The organism is Synechococcus sp. GFB01, from assembly GCF_001039265.1.
In the GTDB taxonomy this organism is placed as follows: Bacteria; Cyanobacteriota; Cyanobacteriia; order PCC-6307; family Cyanobiaceae; genus NIES-981.
The window spans coordinates 1-17,307 of the sequence record NZ_LFEK01000120.1; the positions used below are offsets into that span (position 1 = coordinate 1).

A 17,307-nucleotide genomic window follows, 5' to 3' on the forward strand; every position below is an offset into this window, starting at 1 on the left:
GACCGGGCGTTCTTCTATCACTCCAACGCCAAACCACCGGGCATCGTGGGTCTGATGGAGGTGATCGAGACCCACCTGGTCGATCCCAGCCAGTTCGACCCAGCTTCCAAGTATTTCGACCCCGCCACCACACCGGAACGCCCTCGCTGGGACTGTGTGCGTCTGCGCTATCTGCAGCACTTCGACCAGCTGCTCAGCCTGGAAAGCCTGCGCAGTCACTTCAGCCCCGAGGAGCTGGCGGTGGTGAAGCGCGGCAACCGGCTCTCGATCCTGCCGGTGGCGGAGNCCACCGCGAGCANGCTGCTCAGCCTGGTCGGCGCCGGATGAGCGCGGCGGCCCCGCCCATCGCCATCCGCCGGGCCCTGGAGGAGGGCTGGGCCGNCTTCATGCGGGCACCCCTGGCGCTGATGCTGTTCACGTTGGTGGTGGGCAGCCTCAACCTGCTCTGCCAGCTATTGATCCGCTGGAGCGGCAGCCTGGGGGCTGCCGGTTCCGGCATGCAGCCAGCGGCCCTGATCCTCGCCATCCAACTGCTGGCCTGGCTGGGCTATCTCATCAGCAATCTCTGGATGCTGGTGGGGCTGCTGCAGGGTGCCGCCCTGGCGCTGGAGCGTCGTTCGCTGCGCCTGGGACAGCTGCTGCATGCCGATCCCACGAGCCTGCTGCGGGCAGGCGGCACGGTGGGGCTCGTGCTGCTGCTGCTGGCCCTGATCCTCTGGCTGTCCCAGGCCAGCAGCTGGTTGCTGACGCTGCTTCAGCCGAGTCTGGCGGAGCTCCCCCGATGGGCGGGCCTGGCAGCGAGTGTGTATCTGATCACCGACCAGGTGCTGAGTCTGCCGATCGCCGTGCTCGGCGAGCGCACTCCTCTGCAGGCCTTCCGGCTGGGTCGCGCCGCCATCGACCCGCACTGGCTGCAGGCCCTGGGACTCAGCCTGGTGCTGGGCCTGCTGGTACTGGCCGGTTTTCTGCTGCTGGTGGTGGGACTGACCGCAACGCTGCCACTGGCGGCGTGCACCCTGGTGGCCGCCTACCGACAGCTGTTCGAAGCGTCGCGGAACCCGGGCTGAGAGGGAAACAGATTGGCCAGATAGCAGCGGGTCACCGGGCGGCTGTCCACCCCGTTCTGCACCAGAAAACCCGCCAGGGCGGCCTGGAACAGGCGGTACTGATCCCAGTTCGGGTGGCGTTCGATGAAGCTGCGCATGGCAGCCAGCAGGGGCTCCGGTACCTCGGCCCTCAGGCTCACCATGGTCTCGCCGGCCGAAAGTGCTTCCGCGGAGATCTTCAAGCCAGCAGCGCTCCCGGATTCCATCCCTGGTCATCTCGATCACGACGCACCAGTTCGCCACGTCACGGCGTCGGCGTCAAATTGTCGTCAGGGCTACAGGAGCAACCGCTCCCAGCCTGAGAATCCAGTTCCCGCCTGAAGCGGCATCTGCCTCGAGGGGCCGCTTCAGGGAACGCTCAGGGCTGTCAAGGGGAGAACCCCAGGACGGTCTGTTTTCCCCAGGTGCCCGGCGAGGGCGCTCCACCAATCCGCAGCGCTGCGGAATGCCTGCGGAAAATTCGGCGGTCCCCTGCGGGCTGGGCCGGAATGCCAGAACGATCAGCACTGCTGATCTGGCTTGATCCCCGCTGGAGCGTCTCATGCGGGATCGCTCAGAGAACTCCGGACGGCCCGCAGAGCTGCGGCGACTGCCCGGCTCGCAGTCGGCGTCCAGGCTCCTTCCAGGGCCCGCAGACCGCTGGCGGACGTGAGCACGAAACGTAGCTGCCAGGCCTGGCGATCCCCCTCCAGGGCGAGCCAGATCTCCCCGCTCTCCCATTCCAGCGTGATCGCCTCCTCGGCCAGCAACTGATCCACCAGGGCGGCGTGCTGATCCACCAGACGCTCCACCCCGAGGGCGAGCAGCCTGGCTTCGGCCTGGGTGAGTTCGGCGGCCCATCCTTCACCGCCGATCAGCACCGCGAAGGGCCAGCGGGCCGGATCCACCTGCAGCCGCCACCCCTGACCCTCCTGCACCTGCATCGTCGCTGGAGCGTGGATGAGCAGCGCCCGGCTCAGCCCTGGCCTGGCTCAGCCTGGCAGCAGATCGGGCTGATCCTGTTCATCGCTGAGCTCGATGATGGCCCGCTGCACGGGCTTGATCATCGAGTCGTCAAGCAGACCGTCGAAGTCGTCGAAGCGTCGTTGCTTGGCGCGGAAGGCGATCCGCACGGTGGTGAGGTAGCGATTGCTGGAATGGCGGATCAGGCTTTCGGCGCGCTGGGCCAGGTCCTTGGGATTGACGTCCAGTCCGCTCTGCATGGCACTACGTTTCGAATCCACACTCTAGGCGCCGGGCGGGCAGGGAGATCGGAGCGTGCAGGGCACCGTGGCGATCGATCTGGGCAGCAGCACCACGGTGGTGGCGTTCCAGCCCAGCAGCGGCGAGCCACGGCTCCTGCCCCTGCCCCCTATAGCCTCGAGGAGCCCGTGGTGGTGCCGAGCCTGCTCTGGCTCGAGGCCCCTTCCACCCCCCGCCCCCTGATCGGAAGGCAGGTGCTGGAGGCCGGTCTGGCCGACCGGGCGAGCCCGCGGCTGCAGCGGGACTTCAAGCGGGGCATCGGCGCCGGCGAGGTCGGGGCAGCGGAGGGGCTCCCGTTGACGGCCGAGCAGGCCGGCAGCCTGCTGGTGCGCCGTCTCTGGCAGGCCCTGCCGGCGGATCTGGAGCCGCTGCGACTGGTGCTCACCGCCCCGATCGACACCTACCGCGCCTACCGTCCCTGGTTGCAGGCGCTGGGCCGCGACCTCGGCGTCGCCGAACTGGCCCTGGTGGATGAACCCACCGCCGCCGCGCTCGGCGCCGGGCTGCCCCCAGGCAGCACTGTGCTGGTGGTGGATCTGGGCGGCGGCACGATCGACCTGTCGCTGGTGCGGATCCAGGGGGGCGAGGGGCGAGCGGCGCCGATCGCCCAGCTGCTCCGCTTCGCCGGCCGGACCCTCGAGCAGAGCGGCCAGGCGCTGCGCTGCGCCGAGGTGCTGGGCAAAGCCGGCCTCGCTCTCGGTGGACGCGACATCGACCGCTGGATCGCCGCCGAACTGCTGAGCGCAGATCGGGCCGACCGCGAGCCCTCTGCCTCGCTGCTGGCTGCGGCCGAGCGACTCAAGTGTCAGCTCAGCAGCCAGGAGGAAGCGCGCACGATCTGGGACCCGAGCGACGCTGCGCCCCGGGACCTTCAGCTGACCCGCAGCCGCCTGGAGACCCTGCTGGAGCAGCGGGGGCTGATCCAGGAGCTCGACGGTCTGCTGGAGCAGGTGCTGGCGGCCGCGCGACGCACCGGCCTGGCGCTGAGCGACATCACGGCGGTGCTGCCGGTGGGTGGCTGCAGCCGCATGCCCTGGGTGCGCCGCTGGCTGGAGCGACGCTGCCCTTCCGTGCCGATCCGGGGAGAGCACCCGGTGGAGGCGGTGGCCATCGGCGCCCTGGCCCTCACCCCGGGCGTGCGACTCCGCGACGTGCTCAGCCATGGTGTGTCGCTGCGCTGCTGGGACCGCCGCTCCGCCTGCCACCATTGGCACCCGCTGTTTGTGGCAGGCCAGTGCTGGCCCACCCAGCAGCCGCTCGACCTGGTGCTGGCCTGCAGCCAGGCGGACCAGCCGGCCATGGAGTTGATGCTGGGCGAGCCGTTAGCGGAAGCGCGGGCCGAGGTGGTGTTCAGCGGCGGGCTGCCGCTGCTGCGCCAGCGGTCCGCCGGCCAGGCCGGCGTCAGACCCTGGAGCAGCCAGCCGGAGCCGATCCCGCTGGATCCACCGGGCCAGCCCGGCCAGGACCGGCTGCAGCTGGCCTTCCGGATCAGCTCCGACGGCGACCTGGAGGTGACGATCAGGGATCTGCTCACGGGCGGGGATCCAGCCACCCGCCGGCTCGGCCCGGTGCGCTGAACCGAGGGGCTGCACAGACACGGGTTCAGGACCATCACTTAGAACGGAGGCCCGTGCGATCTCACCGCCTTGGCCCTCCGCCGGCACAGGCTGCCCCGTTTCTGGCTCGGGCTCACCCTCGGGCTCGTGGCAACCGTGGTGGCTGGGGCCTACTGGTGGGAGCGGCAGCTGCCCCGGCGGCTGGAAGAGGCCTCGGCCCGAGGCGATCTCGACGCCTGCCTGCGCTACAGCGGCCAGCTCGGGGCACTCAGCTGGCTCGGCGGTCGGATCCCGCAGGAGCAGGGCAACTGCCGGCGCCGCAAAGCCCAGCAGCTCTGGCATCAGCAGCGCTGGCGGGAGGCCCTGCAGCTGCAGCTGCAGCTGGTCAACTCATCCACGGGAAGCGAGACCGATCGCCAACAGCTGCTCACCTGGCAGCAGCAGCTGCAGCAGCAGGCCCTGGCCCTCTACCAGGAAGGAGGGCTCGAGCAGGCCCTGGCCCTGCTGGCGGTGATGGGGGAGGACCGGCGTGCCGATGGCTCCGCCCTCGGGGATCGTCTGCGCGAAGCCTGGAACCGCAACCGGCTGCAGGCCGAACGGGCCGACCGCCTGGCGGCTGAGCAGCGCTGGTGGGAAGCCCTCGATGCCCTGACCCGCATCGACCACCCCTTTTGGAAGCAGCGCACCCAGGCGACCCGGGAGCGGGTCCGGGCCGGCATCAGCAGCCTCGAGGGCCGCGAGCGGGAACATGACAGCCACGGCAGCCTGCCTCACACCGTCGAAGCGGATCGGCTCGATGCCCTGGTGCAGCAGCGGATCGCGGCGGGCATGGATGAATGGTCGGCCTTCCAGAGCGCCTGCCGGGAGCTGGGCGGCCGGGTGGTGGAGGCCGGCCCGGAAAGCGCCTGCCAGCGCTGAGCGCATGACAGGATTGCCCGGCAGTGCAGGGAGGGCGCGATGCAGCCAGGTGATCCGATCCAAGCCGGAGACGCGGTGAAGGTGTGCCAGAGCGTGGTCGTGTACCACCATCCCCAGCACCGCGGCGCGGCCTTCGACCTTCACGGTCAGCAGGGAGAGGTGATCGCCGTGCTCAGCGACTGGAAGGGCCGGGTGATCAGTCCGACCCTCCCGGTGGTGGTGGCCTTCGGCAAATTCAGGGCCCACTTCCGGCCCGAGGAGCTCGAAGCGGCCTGAGCCCTGCCTCTACGGCCGGACCAGATACACCCCCTCCTCCCCATCGATGCTGGTCAGGCAGAGCTGGATCGATTCCTGCCGGCTGGTAGGCACCACACGGCCACAGTAGTCGGGCTGAATGGGCAGCTCCCGGTGGCCTCGATCCACCATCACCAGCAGGCGCACCCGCCGGGGCCGGCCCCAGGTCTGCAGTGCCTCCAGGGCGGCCCGCACGGTGCGACCGGTGAAGATCACGTCGTCCACCAGCACCACATCGCGTCCCTCCAGGGAAGCCGGCAGGTCGGTGGGAGCGACCAGCCTGGTTCCCACCCGTTCCAGGTCATCGCGATAGAGCGTGGGATCGAGGCTGCCCTGCGCCACCGGCCGCCCGCAGCGCTCCGCCAGGCGTTCCGCCAGCACCCGTGCCAGGGCCACACCGCGGGTGGGAATGCCCAGCAGCAGCAGGGATCCGGCATCATCCACCGTTTCCAGCACCTGCGAGACAAGCCGCTCCAGGGTGCGATCGAGCTCATGCTGGGACAGCAGTTCGAGGCGGGTCATCGTTGCTGCGACGGACGGTGTGCGGCTGAACCCGGATCCGCCCGGGGCTCGCTGGTTATCCCCAAAGCCTGACGCAACGGCGATCGGCGGCGATTCCCCTTGCCCCATGGCTGTAGGTTGGCCTGTGAAGACGTTGCCTCAACGTCACCCGGAGCAACGTCGAACGGTGCGCGTGGTGAAAGCAGTCCCATCCCAGCCACAGTCGACGCCTCCGCCATCGCAGTCGACCAGCTTCGGCAACGGCGCCTCCAGTCCGTCCTTCCGCGATAACAACCCCGTGTCCACCGGCCCGGTAGCACCGGTCGTTCTCTGCATTCTCGACGGCTGGGGCTACAGGCACGATCACAGCCACAACGCCATCCGCAGCGCCGACACGCCGGTGATGGACGCCCTCTGGCACGCCTACCCCCACAGCCTGATCGAAGCCAGCGGCGGCGCGGTGGGGCTGCCTGAAGGCCAGATGGGCAATTCCGAGGTGGGCCACCTCACCATTGGGTCCGGCAGGATCATCCGCCAGGAACTGGTGCGCATCGGCCAGGCCGTGCGCGACGGCAGCCTCAACCGCAATCCTGCCCTGAATCAGCTCGCCGACCGGCTGCTCAGCAGCGGTGCCACCCTCCACCTGATCGGCCTCTGTTCCGATGGAGGGGTTCACAGTCACATCGACCATTTCGGCGGACTGCTGCACTGGGCGGCCCAGCGAGGTCTGCAGCGGGTCTGCATCCATGTGATCACCGACGGCCGCGACACCGCTCCCAACAGCGCCCCGCGCTTCATCGCCCAACTGGAGCAACAGATCGAATCGGCTGGCGTGGGCCGGATCGCCACCCTCTGCGGCCGCTACTGGGCCATGGACCGCGACAGCCGCTGGGACCGCACCGAGAAGGCCTACCGGCTGCTCACCGAGCCGGCTGAGCCCCTCGGCATCTCCGCCGCCGAGGCGATCTCCGCCTCCTATGCCGATGAAGTGGGCGATGAATTCCTCGAACCGGTGCGCCTGGCCGATGGGGTGATCCAGAGCGGCGATGGCGTGGTGTGCTTCAACTTCCGCCCCGACCGGGTGCGTCAGCTGATGCGCGCCCTGGTGCTGCCCGACTTCGACGGCTTCGACCGCCAGCGGATCGACCCCCTCCACGTGGTCACCTTCACCCAGTACGAGAAAGGGCTGCCGGTGGAGGTGGCCTTCCCTCCGGAGTCGCTGGATGGCCTTCTGGGTCAGGTGGTGTCCGAAGCAGGTCTGCGTCAGTTCCGGACCGCAGAAACCGAGAAATATCCCCACGTCACCTACTTCATGAACGGGGGCATCGAACAGGCCTTCCCCGGTGAGGATCGCCACCTGGTGCCATCGCCACGGGTGGCCACCTACGACCAGGCTCCGGCCATGGCGGCCGAACAGCTCACCGACAGCTGCATCGCCGCGATCCGCAAGGGCATCTACTCCCTGGTGGTGATCAACTACGCCAACCCCGACATGGTGGGCCACACCGGCAAGATGGATGCCACCGTGGAGGCGATCGGCGCCGTGGACCGGTGTGTCGGACGGCTGATGGAGGCCACCAACCGCATGGGCGGCACCCTTCTGATCACCGCCGACCACGGCAACGCCGAACTGATGGAAGGTCCCGACGGACGCCCCTGGACCGCCCACACCACCAACCCCGTGCCGGTGATCCTGGTGGAGGGGGAGAAGCGCAAGCNTCCCGGCCACGGCAACGACGTTCTGCTGCGCGATCAGGGTGGTCTGGCCGATATTGCCCCAACCCTGCTCGAGATCCTCGGTCTGCCCAAACCGGTCACGATGAGCGGCTCCTCCCTGATCCAGCCTCTGGGCAGCGCCCTGACCCCCAGCCGCATCCCCCAGACGCTGGGGGTCTGATCAGCTCAGGCGCGGATCAGGCACAATCGATTCATGCTTACCACCGTTCTGTCCTGGATCTGGGTCGCCAGCGGCCTGCTGCTGATCCTGAGCGTGCTGCTGCACAGCCCCAAGGGTGATGGGATGGGAGGGCTGGCTGCCAGCGGCGGCTCGATGTTCACCAGCGCCCGCAGCGCCGAACAGACCCTCAACCGCATCACCTGGACCCTGCTGGCCGTCTTTCTTGGTCTGGCGGTCGTGCTGAGCGCCGGCTGGCTGGGCTGATGAAGCGCCGCGGGCTGCTGGCCAGGCTGGGCAGTGCCTTCGGAGGACTCACCCTGCCCTTTCTGTCGGCGGCAACCGNCGACGCAGCCAGCCAGGCCGGTGATNCCCGCTGGCAGCTCAGCGACGCCGAGTGGAAGCGCCGCCTGAGTCCGGCGGCCTACGCCGTGCTGCGCCGCGAGGGCACCGAAGCGCCCTTCTCCAGCTCCCTCAATAGCGAAAAACGCCGCGGCACGTTTCTCTGTGCCGCCTGCGATCTCCCTCTGTTCAGCTCAGCGGCCAAGTACGACAGCGGCACCGGCTGGCCGAGCTTCTGGCAGCCGCTGCCCGGCGCCCTGGGCACCAAACTCGATTTCAAGCTCATCGTGCCCCGCACCGAATACCACTGCCGCCGTTGCGGCGGCCATCAGGGCCACGTCTTCAACGACGGACCCCGGCCCACCGGCAAGCGGTACTGCAACAACGGCGTAGNCCTCACCTTCAGGCCAGCTGCTCAGAAGATCTGAGGCGGTGCTGCCAGGCCATGAGCGATCCACGCCACTGGCTGTGAAACCCGCCAGGCATGAAAAAAGGAGGGCCGAAGNCCTCCTGTGATGCGATCAGAAGGATTCAGAGCAACCGACTGCGATCAGTAGTCGAAGTCGCCGCCCATGCCGCCGCCGGCGGGAGCCGCTTCCTTCTTCTCGGGCAGGTCGGCCACGATGCACTCGGTGGTGAGCACCATGCCGGCGATCGAGGCGGCGTTCTGCAGACCGGAGCGGGTCACCTTGGCGGGGTCCACGATGCCGGCGGCCAGCATGTCGACGTACTCGCCGGTGGCGGCGTTGTAGCCCTCGTTGAAGGGCTTGTTCATCACATGCTCGGCCACCACNGCACCATTGGCGCCGGCATTCTCCGCGATCCGCTTGAGCGGGGCGGTGAGGGCCGAAGCCACGATGTTGGCGCCCAGCAGCTCCTCGCCGGAGAGGTTGGCCTTGGCCCACTCATCGAGAGCGGGGACCAGGTGGGCCAGGGTGGTGCCACCACCGGGCACGATTCCCTCCTCCACGGCCGCCTTGGTGGCGTTGATGGCGTCCTCGAGGCGGAGCTTCTTGTCCTTCATCTCGGTCTCGGTGGCGGCACCCACCTTGACCACGGCCACACCACCGCTCAGCTTGGCCAGACGCTCCTGCAGCTTCTCCTTGTCGTAGGAGGAGTCGGTTTCGTCCATCTGCTTGCGGATCTGCTCGCAGCGGGCCTTGACCGCAGTCTCGTTGCCCTCGGCCACGATGGTGGTGGTGTCCTTGTTGATGGTCACGCGGCGGGCGGTGCCCAGCATCTCGAGCTTGGCGTTCTCCAGCTTGAGGCCGGCATCCTCGGTGATCAGCTGGCCGTTGGTGAGCACGGCGATGTCCTCGAGCATGGCCTTGCGGCGATCACCGAAGCCGGGAGNCTTGACGGCAGCCACGTTGAGCACGCCGCGCAGGCGGTTCACCACCAGGGTGGCGAGCGCTTCCTTCTCGATGTCCTCGGCGATGATCAGCAGCGGCTTGCCGGTGCGGGCGATCTGCTCGAGCACGGGCACCAGGTCCTGCACCAGACCGATCTTCTTGTCGGTAAGCAGGATGTAGGGCTCCTCGAGCACCGCTTCCATCCGCTCGGTGTCGGTGGCGAAGTAAGGGGAGATGTAGCCCTTGTCGAAGCGCATGCCCTCGGTGACCTCCAGCTCGGTGGTCATCGACTTGCCCTCCTCCAGGGAGATCACGCCCTCCTTGCCGACCTTGTCCATNGCGTCGGCGATCATGCGGCCCACCTCTTCGTCGTTGCCGGCGGAGATGGTGCCCACCTGGGCGATGGCGTTGGAGTCGGCGATCGGCTTGGCATGCTCCTCGATCTTCTTGACGAGGAAGTCGGTGGCCTTGTCGATGCCCTTCTTGAGGGTGATGGCATTGGCGCCGGCGGCCACGTTGCGCAGGCCGGCCTTCACCATGGCATGAGCCAGCACGGTGGCGGTGGTGGTGCCGTCACCGGCAGCGTCGTTGGTCTTGGAGGCGGCCTGACGGATCAGGGCCACACCGGTGTTCTCGATGTGGTCCTCGAGCTCGATCTCCTTGGCGATGGTGACGCCGTCATTGATGATCTNGGGGGCGCCGAACTTCTTCTCCAGCACCACGTTGCGGCCTTTGGGGCCGAGGGTCACGGCCACCGACTCGGCGAGGATGTCGATGCCTTTTTCGAGGGCGCGACGGGCCTGCTCGTTGTAGATGATGCGCTTGGCCATGGAAGGCAGTTCTCGCTTGGGTTGGTTAACGGGACGATGAAGGGAATGTCGCAGGGGCGATGCCGCGCAGTCGCGCAGAACGCCTCACGACAGCACGTGGAACGGTGCTCAGTTGACGACAGCCAGGATGTCCTTCTCGGACAGCAGCACGTACTCGTCGGAACCGAGCTTGATGTCGGTGCCGGCGTACTTGCTGTACAGCACCTTGTCGCCCACGCTCACCTCGGGAGCCTGGCGGGTGCCGTCGTCGTTGCGCTTGCCGGGGCCCACCTGCACCACCTCACCCACCTGGGGCTTTTCCTTGGCGGTGTCGGGCAGCAGGATGCCGCCGGCGGTCTTCTCCTCCGACTCGGAGACCTTGATGAAGATGCGATCTCCGAGCGGTTTGACCGTGGAGACACTGAGAGAAACAGCAGCCATGGATTGATGCGGGATAGACGCGGTTGCGAACGCAGAAGCAATGTCATGGCGCCGGAGACGCCATCAGGCAGACGGGCCGATTTGGCACTCGACCTGCATGAGTGCCAACCTATGCGCCAGACGGAGCTCCGGGCCAGGGGTTATTCGTGCGGTTGACCGAACCACGCCCTGCCGGCGCAGGCCCGGATGTCCCCGGCTGGCGCGGTGGTAAGGTTGCCGCGCTTCAGGCGGGCTGGTTTCCCCCTGCGCACTCCCTGCAACTACCTCACCTATGGCTGCTGCTACCGCCACCGGCACCAAAGGCATCGTTCGCCAAGTGATCGGCCCGGTGCTCGACGTTGAATTNCCGGCCGGCAAGCTGCCCAGGATCTACAACGCCCTCCGCATCGAGGCGAAGAACTCGGCCGGTCAGAACGTGGCTCTGACGGCCGAAGTTCAGCAGCTGCTGGGCGACCACCGCGTGCGTGCCGTGGCCATGAGCAGCACCGACGGCCTGGTGCGTGGCATGGAAGCCGTGGATACCGGCGCGCCCATCTCCGTTCCCGTGGGTGAGGCGACTCTGGGCCGCATCTTCAACGTGCTCGGCGAGCCGGTGGACGAGCAGGGTCCCGTCAAGACCACCATCACGGCACCGATCCACCGCGAGGCTCCCAAGCTCACCGAGCTCGAGACCAAGCCCAAGGTGTTCGAGACCGGCATCAAGGTGATCGACCTGCTCGCTCCCTACCGCCAGGGCGGCAAGGTGGGCCTGTTCGGCGGTGCCGGCGTGGGCAAGACCGTGCTCATCCAGGAGCTGATCAACAACATCGCCAAGGAGCACGGCGGTGTGTCCGTGTTCGGCGGTGTGGGCGAGCGCACCCGTGAGGGCAACGATCTCTACGAGGAGTTCAAGGAGTCGGGCGTGATCAACGCCGATGACCTCTCCAAGTCGAAGGTGGCCCTCTGCTATGGCCAGATGAACGAGCCCCCCGGCGCCCGCATGCGCGTGGGTCTCTCGGCGCTCACCATGGCGGAGCACTTCCGCGATGTGAACAAGCAGGACGTGCTGCTGTTCATCGACAACATCTTCCGCTTCGTCCAGGCCGGCTCCGAGGTGAGCGCCCTGCTCGGCCGCATGCCCTCGGCCGTGGGCTATCAGCCCACCCTCGGCACCGACGTGGGTGAACTGCAGGAGCGCATCACCTCCACCCTCGAGGGTTCGATCACCTCGATCCAGGCCGTGTACGTGCCTGCCGACGACCTGACCGACCCGGCTCCGGCCACCACCTTCGCCCACCTCGATGCCACCACCGTGCTGAGCCGCGGCCTGGCCTCCAAGGGCATCTACCCGGCCGTGGATCCCCTGGATTCCACCAGCACCATGCTGCAGCCGGCGGTGGTGGGCGACGAGCACTACCGCACCGCCCGCGCCGTGCAGAGCACCCTGCAGCGCTACAAGGAGCTCCAGGACATCATCGCGATCCTGGGTCTCGACGAGCTCTCCGAAGATGACCGCCGGATCGTGGATCGGGCCCGCAAGATCGAGAAGTTCCTCTCCCAGCCCTTCTTCGTTGCCGAGGTGTTCACCGGCATGCCCGGCAAGTACGTGAAACTGGAGGAGACCATCAAGGGCTTCAACATGATCCTCGCCGGTGAGCTCGATGATCTGCCCGAGGCAGCCTTCTACCTGGTGGGCAACATCGACGAGGTGAAGGCCAAGGCCGCCAAGATCCTGGCCGAAGCCAAGGGTTGATCCAGCGTCGCATCCCTTCTGAGATCCCCAGCCGATGAGTCTCACCCTGCGCGTTCTGGCTCCTGACCAGAGCGTTTTCGAGGGCAGCGCCGAAGAGGTGATCCTGCCCAGCACCACCGGTCAGATGGGCATCCTGCCCGGTCATGTGACCATGCTCACCGCGCTCGACACCGGTGTGATGCGCCTGCGTGAGGGCTCCAGCTGGCGCTCGATCGCCCTAATGGGTGGCTTCGCCGAGGTGGAGGCCGATGAGGTCACCGTCCTGGTGAATGCCGCCGAACTCGGCAGCGCCATCGATGCCGCTGCCGCCCAGGCCGCCTACGAGGCAGCCCAGAGCACCGCGACCGCCTTCGAGGGCCAGCCCTCCAGCCCCGACAAGATCAAGGCTCTGCAGGCCCTGGCCCAGGCACGGGCCCGCCTGCAGGCCACCCGCTGAGCCGTCTGAGCAACAACTGACCACCGCATCACCATGGGCCAGGGCCGCGAGCTGGGTTTGCAGCTGCGCCACTGGCTCGACCAGGGGCACACCGCTCTGAACAGCGGCCACGCCCTGGCCAATGCGCTCTGCGACGGACTGGGCGAACAGGAACTGCTCAAGGGCCCGGTGCGCGATCTGGGCAGCCGTCCCCTCTTCCTGCAGCTTCTGCGGCAGAGCGGTGCCACACAGCGCAGCAACCTGGTCTCCCTGAAGCAGCAGCTGGCCACCACCTACAGCCCATCGGTTCTGGCGGAGCTGCTCGATCTGCTCGAGGCCGTCACCGGCCAGGAGCTGGATCGATCCGACCTGCAGCAGGGGCCTGATCCATCCGAACATCCTCAGGAGATGCCTGCGGAGAAGCCGGTGCCAGCCTGGTGCGGCTTCGGCCCCGAGCTCCGCAGCCTTGCTCCCGGGATCGCCGCTGCGGCCGCGGCGACGGCGGTGATCGCCTGGCTCGCCCAGGAGCTCCAGCGGCTCGTGTTCGGGCCCTGGGGCTGGAGCGCAGGCGTGGCGCTGGCTGCCTGCCTCGGTTTGCTCCAGGCCCTCAGCCTCGGGGCCATCGGGATCGGCTGGCGGCGGCGCTGGAGCCTGGATCACCTCGGCGTGATCAATCCCCGCCAGGCCTGGCGCTGGATCACGGCGCCCTGGATCCATGCCAACGGCACTGAGGCTGCCGTCAACCTGCTGATGCTGCTGCTGGTCGTGCTGGGGCCGACACCCCTGCCGCTGGGACAGGTGGTGCTCCGCTACTGCCTCACCGCTCTGGCTGCCCAGATCCCCGCCGCCCTGATGGCCCGCCGCCACGGCATCGCCCGTCGCTGGTCCGGGGCGGCCGCGCCGCTCAGTGCCCTGGTGGGTCTGGCGGCAGGCCTGAGCCTGCTTCAGGACCGCAGCCTCGGCTTCCCGCTCGGACCGCTGCGGTTGCCCGCCTGGGTGCTGCTGCTGGTGTACGGCTCCCTGCAGGTGGGCTGGCTGCTGCCCCGCCAGGCCCAGCAGGAGCAGAGCCGGCCGCTGCAGCGGCTGATGGCCAGCACGGCCAGCTGGGGACTGCTCCTGGGACTGGCCTGGGCCCTGATCAGCTGGCTGCAGCAGCTGATCGCTCAGCGCTGAGAGCCCAGTTCGCGCGCCGCGGCCGTCATCGTGCGCCCCCAGAGTTCCGCCACCAGGGATCCGCTGGCGGCCGCGGCCGGGCTGTTGTCGTCGTTGCCCATCCAGATCGCGGTGAGCAGATCCAGTGACGGGGAGTAGCCCACGAAGAGCACATCCACACCGTCGTTGGTGGTGCCGGTCTTGCCGCGGGCATCGGCCACCTGACCGGCGGCCCTGCCGGTGCCGNCGTTCCACCACTGCCCGCAGCATGCGGTCCATCACCGCCGCCTGCTCGAGGTCGATCAGCTGGCGCACCCGCTCGCCCCGCGGCACCGTGACGCCCCGTTCGGGGCACCGGTCCAGGCTCTGGACCGACTGGCAGATGCCCAGGTCATAGATCCGGGCGACCCCGTGCATCGGCACCCAGCGTCCACCGTTGGCCACCACCGCGTAGGCGCGCGCCAACTCATACAGATAGGTTTCACGGCCCCCGAGCATCGTGTTGAAGTCGGGATCGAGCGGCGTGCTGATGCCGAGCTGACGAGCCAGGCTCACGACGCGGTTCAGCCCGGCGCGCTGCGCCAGCCGCAGCGCCACCACGTTCTCCGAACGGGCCAGCCCCTCGCTGACGCTGATGGCACCACCCCCCTGACGGCAACCGGCCACGTAGCCGAGCGGTGCGCAGGAGATCAGCTCGTCGCTGCGCACCCCCGCCGCCAGGGCCGCCAGGAAGGGAAACAGCTTGAAGGTGGAGCCGGGCTGCCGCAGCGCCTGCACCCGGTCGAAGCTGGAGCGCTCGTAGTTGCCGCCGCCCACGTAGGCGAGGATGGCGCCGTTGCTCGGGCGCAGCATGATCAGGGCCCCCTGGCTGAGGCCCACGCCGGCTGCGGGCCCTTCCAGGAAGCGCTGCAGCTGCTGCTGCGCCAGGGCCTGCAGACGCGGATCGATCGTGCTCACGGCCACATAGTTGCCGCCCTCGGCACCGGCGAGGTTGAGGCCGAAGCGGCGGCCCTCCAGTTCACCGCGCACGTAGTCGCTGAAGTAGGGAAAGCTGGTGATCGGCGACTCCCGGCAGGCCGAGGGATCGATGTTGAGCGGCTGGCGCTGGGCATCCCGCAGAGCCTGATCGCCGAGGGAACCCTGCTCGTGCATCAGCTCCAGCACCAGATTGCGCCGCTGCACCGGCAGCCAGGGGCCGCTGCGCACGGCGTCGATCCGCTCCCGATCGGCCGCATTCAGCTGGCCGTGGCGCTCGAGCAGTCGCTGCTCGAGCCTCGTCGCCTCCTGGTCCTGCGAGGGGGCGAAACAGGGGCTGTAGCCGTTGGGACTGGGCAGTAGCCCCACGAGGAAGGCGGATTCGGCCACATCGAGATCACGGGCCGACTTGCGGAAATAGAGCTGGGCGGCCTGCTCAAAACCGTCGGTGCCGAGCCCCAGATGGGCCCGGTCGAGGTACATCTTGAGAATCCGGTTCTTGCTGTAGCCCACCTCCAGCTGCAGGGCCACCCAGAGCTCCCGCAGCTTGCGGGTGAGGCTCACGTCCCGGCCCACATCGGCGTAGTAGAGCCGGGCCACCTGCTGGGTGAGGCCGCTGCCCCCGCCGGTGCCGAGCAGGGCCGAGCGCAGCGTGCCGAAGAGGTCGATGCCGCTGTTCCAGCCGAAGCGCGCCTCCTCGGAGGCCAGCAGCGCCTGGCGCAGATGCAGCGGATAGTCGGCCAGCTCAGGCAGAGCCGTGGCCGAACCCTGCTGAGCGTCGATCTGCTGCCCATCGGCCGAGAGGATCTTCACAGGCCCGGCGATGCTGCGTATCCTCGAACCACCGGCCACCGTGGCGGCCATCAGCATGCCGCTCACGAGCAGCGCCGAACCCACCAGGCCTGCCAGCCCCAGCCAGTGCAACGCCTGCTCAAGGGCGCTGCGCGGCTGGTGGTACGCGAGTCGGGGGGCATCACCCTTGAGGGGTGAGCCCAGCCACACCACATCGCCATCGCGCAGGCCGATCGAGCGGATGCGGCGGTCGCGGTGGAACAGGCCGTTGGCCGAGTCGAAGTCCTCGAGGCTGAAATCCCGGTCGCTGGGCCTCCGGCGCTCGAGGATGGCGTGCACCCGGCTCAGGGCCGGAGCCTCCAGGGGAAGCTCGCAGGCCGGGTCGCGGCCGATCCGGTAACGCTGCTCGGTGCCTTGCCCGACGCTGAGCTCCAGGCGCTTCACTAGCCGCTCGCCCTGCCAGAGCTCGGCCGTGGCCCGGCGGCGCCGCAGCTGCTGCCAGGCGCGACGGATGGCAGCCGGGCGATCCCGGAGCTGCCCCAGGCGAGCGGCCTCCAGCAGCTGCAACCAGGCCTGCCGTCGCGACGACCGAGGAGAGGCGGGTGGCTGAGCGGTGGACGCGTCCATCGCTGCGGCAGCGCAGAAGTGGCACCACGCTACGGACCTACGCTGGCCTCACTCTGTGGCCCGGGTGGTGACCCCGCTGCGCGATCCCTGGGAGCCGTTCCGTTTCTGGCTCGCCATCACCCTGGCGGTGTACGCGATCCGGGCCCTGTTCCCGGCCCAGTGGCCTGGGGCCCTGCCTGGCTGGGTGCTGCTGTGGATGGTGCTGGGGGCCCAGGCGCTGGCCTTGCGCGCACTGCTGTTTCCGGGCCGGGTGGTGCCCTGGCGCGAAGGTGATGGTGGCTGGTGGAACGACCGGCGCGACGACTGGCGCCTCTGGTGGCACCGGTTACGGCGCCGCCCCGGCGGACCCCCACCATGAGACCGGGGGCGCTGCTGCACCTGCGCGATCAGCCCGACAAGCGGCTGCAGCTGAGCAGCGGCCAGCCGCTCACGATCGGCCGCGCCTCCGGCAACCGGCTCGTCCTGCCCCACCAGGAAGGCGTGTCGGAGCACCACGCCGTGGTGCGCTTCTCAGCGCGTCACGGCTGGCTGGTGTGCGACTGGCAGAGCCGCGACGGCACCTACCTGGAGGGGCAGCGCATCCAGCGCTGCCGGCCCCTCGGGGATGGCGATGAGATCCAGCTGGGCCGCCGCGGCCCGGTGCTGGTGTTCCGCCTGGCGGACGCCGCGGAGCCCGAGGCACCACCAGCTGCCACCACTGCAGCTGCCGCAACCACTTCAGCCAAGGCAACCGCTGCCGCGGCCGGCAGCAGGCCGACGGGCGTGGCCGCTGCGATCGACATCGGCGGCGAGGCCATCCGCCCCGGGCAGATCCGTTCAGCGGTGGTGCAGAGCGAGCCCCGCCACCCCCACATCTTCAGCTGGTGGGTTCTGCTGAGCGTCGGGCTGCTGCTGCTGCTGCCCTTCCGGATCGGCCCGGTGGCGATCTTCTGGCCGCTGGAGCTGGCCGCTCTGGCCGGCTGGCTCGCGCTCAGCTCCCGCAAGGACCACACGCTGGTGGTGGTGCTGCAGGACGGACGGACCCGCCGCCGCCGTTTCACCAACCGCCGCACCGCCCTGGCCCACCGCAACGGCCTTCGTCGGGCGATCGGCGAGAGTCAGGGCAGCTGACAGCCCTCGGCCCGCTGCCGTGACCTGGATCCTGCCGGAAGGGAGCTCG

General features: G+C 68.7%; 18 protein-coding genes and 1 pseudogene. 12 read left to right on the forward strand and 7 right to left on the reverse strand.

The window, feature by feature from the left end; translation table 11 throughout:
• Positions 1-327 (forward strand): EVE domain-containing protein (locus SYNGFB01_RS11615; protein WP_048018165.1); only part of this gene is annotated, 327 nt, incomplete at its 5' end.
• Positions 328-1,027: 700 nt separating this feature from the next.
• On the opposite strand, the gene SYNGFB01_RS11625 is transcribed toward SYNGFB01_RS11615, so the two are convergent.
• From SYNGFB01_RS11625 to SYNGFB01_RS11635, 3 genes are all read right to left on the reverse strand, one after another.
• A complete protein-coding gene (locus SYNGFB01_RS11625) occupies positions 1,028-1,288 on the reverse strand; it encodes a DUF2811 domain-containing protein (protein ID WP_369795558.1) in 261 nt (86 codons plus the stop codon).
• Between the two features lie 357 nt (positions 1,289-1,645).
• Positions 1,646-2,029, reverse strand: coding sequence for a DUF1818 family protein (locus SYNGFB01_RS11630; RefSeq protein WP_048018168.1), 384 nt, complete (start codon positions 2,027-2,029; stop codon positions 1,646-1,648).
• A gap of 48 nt (positions 2,030-2,077) precedes the next feature.
• On the reverse strand, positions 2,078-2,308 hold the full coding sequence (locus SYNGFB01_RS11635) for a DNA-directed RNA polymerase subunit omega (protein WP_048018169.1): 231 nt from the start codon (positions 2,306-2,308) through the stop codon (positions 2,078-2,080).
• A gap of 168 nt (positions 2,309-2,476) precedes the next feature.
• Between SYNGFB01_RS11635 and SYNGFB01_RS11640 the strand changes: the two genes are divergently transcribed.
• From SYNGFB01_RS11640 to SYNGFB01_RS11650, 3 genes are all read left to right on the forward strand, one after another.
• The gene (locus SYNGFB01_RS11640; protein ID WP_369795559.1) at positions 2,477-3,925 is read left to right on the forward strand and encodes an Hsp70 family protein; all 1,449 of its coding nucleotides are present in this window, start codon (positions 2,477-2,479) and stop codon (positions 3,923-3,925) included.
• Between the two features lie 69 nt (positions 3,926-3,994).
• A complete protein-coding gene (locus SYNGFB01_RS11645) occupies positions 3,995-4,822 on the forward strand; it encodes a hypothetical protein (protein ID WP_048018170.1) in 828 nt (275 codons plus the stop codon).
• 39 nt (positions 4,823-4,861) lie between these two features.
• A complete protein-coding gene (locus SYNGFB01_RS11650) occupies positions 4,862-5,098 on the forward strand; it encodes a ferredoxin-thioredoxin reductase variable chain (RefSeq protein WP_048018171.1) in 237 nt (78 codons plus the stop codon).
• Between the two features lie 9 nt (positions 5,099-5,107).
• Here SYNGFB01_RS11650 and pyrR read toward each other — a convergent pair whose 3' ends face one another.
• On the reverse strand, positions 5,108-5,638 hold the full coding sequence (gene pyrR / locus SYNGFB01_RS11655; protein ID WP_048018172.1) for a bifunctional pyr operon transcriptional regulator/uracil phosphoribosyltransferase PyrR: 531 nt from the start codon (positions 5,636-5,638) through the stop codon (positions 5,108-5,110).
• Positions 5,639-5,915: 277 nt separating this feature from the next.
• On the opposite strand from pyrR, the gene gpmI reads away from it, so the two are divergent.
• The 3 genes from gpmI to msrB are packed head-to-tail and all read left to right on the forward strand — an operon-like array spanning position 5,916 to position 8,281.
• Positions 5,916-7,514 (forward strand): 2,3-bisphosphoglycerate-independent phosphoglycerate mutase, encoded by a 1,599-nt coding sequence (gene gpmI, locus SYNGFB01_RS11660; protein WP_048018173.1) that lies wholly within the window; start codon positions 5,916-5,918, stop codon positions 7,512-7,514.
• 33 nt (positions 7,515-7,547) lie between these two features.
• The gene (gene secG, locus SYNGFB01_RS11665; RefSeq protein WP_048018174.1) at positions 7,548-7,778 is read left to right on the forward strand and encodes a preprotein translocase subunit SecG; all 231 of its coding nucleotides are present in this window, start codon (positions 7,548-7,550) and stop codon (positions 7,776-7,778) included.
• Complete coding sequence (msrB, locus tag SYNGFB01_RS11670; RefSeq protein WP_048018175.1) at positions 7,778-8,281, forward strand: peptide-methionine (R)-S-oxide reductase MsrB; 504 nt, start codon at positions 7,778-7,780, stop codon at positions 8,279-8,281. The genes secG and msrB overlap by 1 nt, the downstream gene beginning before the upstream one ends.
• Before the next feature lie 122 nt (positions 8,282-8,403).
• On the opposite strand, the gene groL is transcribed toward msrB, so the two are convergent.
• Together groL and groES are read right to left on the reverse strand one after the other, a co-directional pair.
• A complete protein-coding gene (groL, locus tag SYNGFB01_RS11675; RefSeq protein ID WP_048018176.1) occupies positions 8,404-10,035 on the reverse strand; it encodes a chaperonin GroEL in 1,632 nt (543 codons plus the stop codon).
• Positions 10,036-10,143: 108 nt separating this feature from the next.
• Positions 10,144-10,455, reverse strand: coding sequence for a co-chaperone GroES (gene groES, locus SYNGFB01_RS11680; RefSeq protein ID WP_048017881.1), 312 nt, complete (start codon positions 10,453-10,455; stop codon positions 10,144-10,146).
• A gap of 271 nt (positions 10,456-10,726) precedes the next feature.
• Here groES and atpD point away from each other — a divergent pair, with 271 nt between their 5' ends.
• From atpD to SYNGFB01_RS11695, 3 genes are all read left to right on the forward strand, one after another.
• Entirely contained in the window at positions 10,727-12,187 is a 1,461-nt protein-coding gene (atpD, locus tag SYNGFB01_RS11685) for a F0F1 ATP synthase subunit beta (protein ID WP_048018177.1), read from the forward strand.
• A gap of 34 nt (positions 12,188-12,221) precedes the next feature.
• A complete protein-coding gene (gene atpC / locus SYNGFB01_RS11690) occupies positions 12,222-12,623 on the forward strand; it encodes an ATP synthase F1 subunit epsilon (RefSeq protein WP_048017882.1) in 402 nt (133 codons plus the stop codon).
• Positions 12,624-13,010: 387 nt separating this feature from the next.
• Complete coding sequence (locus tag SYNGFB01_RS11695) at positions 13,011-13,775, forward strand: rhomboid family intramembrane serine protease (RefSeq protein WP_235300142.1); 765 nt, start codon at positions 13,011-13,013, stop codon at positions 13,773-13,775.
• A 279-nt stretch (positions 13,776-14,054) separates the two neighbouring features.
• On the opposite strand, the pseudogene SYNGFB01_RS11700 reads toward SYNGFB01_RS11695, so the two are convergent.
• A pseudogene (locus tag SYNGFB01_RS11700) lies at positions 14,055-16,148 on the reverse strand (transglycosylase domain-containing protein); the annotation flags it as partial.
• Positions 16,149-16,215: 67 nt separating this feature from the next.
• On the opposite strand from SYNGFB01_RS11700, the gene SYNGFB01_RS11705 reads away from it, so the two are divergent.
• Complete coding sequence (locus SYNGFB01_RS11705; protein WP_048018180.1) at positions 16,216-16,506, forward strand: hypothetical protein; 291 nt, start codon at positions 16,216-16,218, stop codon at positions 16,504-16,506.
• On the forward strand, positions 16,503-17,258 hold the full coding sequence (locus tag SYNGFB01_RS11710) for an FHA domain-containing protein (protein ID WP_048018179.1): 756 nt from the start codon (positions 16,503-16,505) through the stop codon (positions 17,256-17,258). The genes SYNGFB01_RS11705 and SYNGFB01_RS11710 overlap by 4 nt, the downstream gene beginning before the upstream one ends.
• The last annotated feature ends 49 nt before the right edge of the window (positions 17,259-17,307 follow it).

Bases quoted from the DNA above. Each gene is read 5' to 3' on its own strand.
- SYNGFB01_RS11630 (WP_048018168.1), bottom strand. From the start codon at position 2,029: ATGCAGGTGCAGGAGGGTCAGGGGTGGCGGCTGCAGGTGGATCCGGCC.
- SYNGFB01_RS11635 (WP_048018169.1), bottom strand. From the start codon at position 2,308: ATGCAGAGCGGACTGGACGTCAATCCCAAGGACCTGGCCCAGCGCGCC.
- SYNGFB01_RS11650 (WP_048018171.1), top strand. From the start codon at position 4,862: ATGCAGCCAGGTGATCCGATCCAAGCCGGAGACGCGGTGAAGGTGTGC.
- pyrR (WP_048018172.1), bottom strand. From the start codon at position 5,638: ATGACCCGCCTCGAACTGCTGTCCCAGCATGAGCTCGATCGCACCCTG.
- secG (WP_048018174.1), top strand. From the start codon at position 7,548: ATGCTTACCACCGTTCTGTCCTGGATCTGGGTCGCCAGCGGCCTGCTG.
- groES (WP_048017881.1), bottom strand. From the start codon at position 10,455: ATGGCTGCTGTTTCTCTCAGTGTCTCCACGGTCAAACCGCTCGGAGAT.
- atpC (WP_048017882.1), top strand. From the start codon at position 12,222: ATGAGTCTCACCCTGCGCGTTCTGGCTCCTGACCAGAGCGTTTTCGAG.
- SYNGFB01_RS11695 (WP_235300142.1), top strand. From the start codon at position 13,011: ATGCCTGCGGAGAAGCCGGTGCCAGCCTGGTGCGGCTTCGGCCCCGAG.
- SYNGFB01_RS11710 (WP_048018179.1), top strand. From the start codon at position 16,503: ATGAGACCGGGGGCGCTGCTGCACCTGCGCGATCAGCCCGACAAGCGG.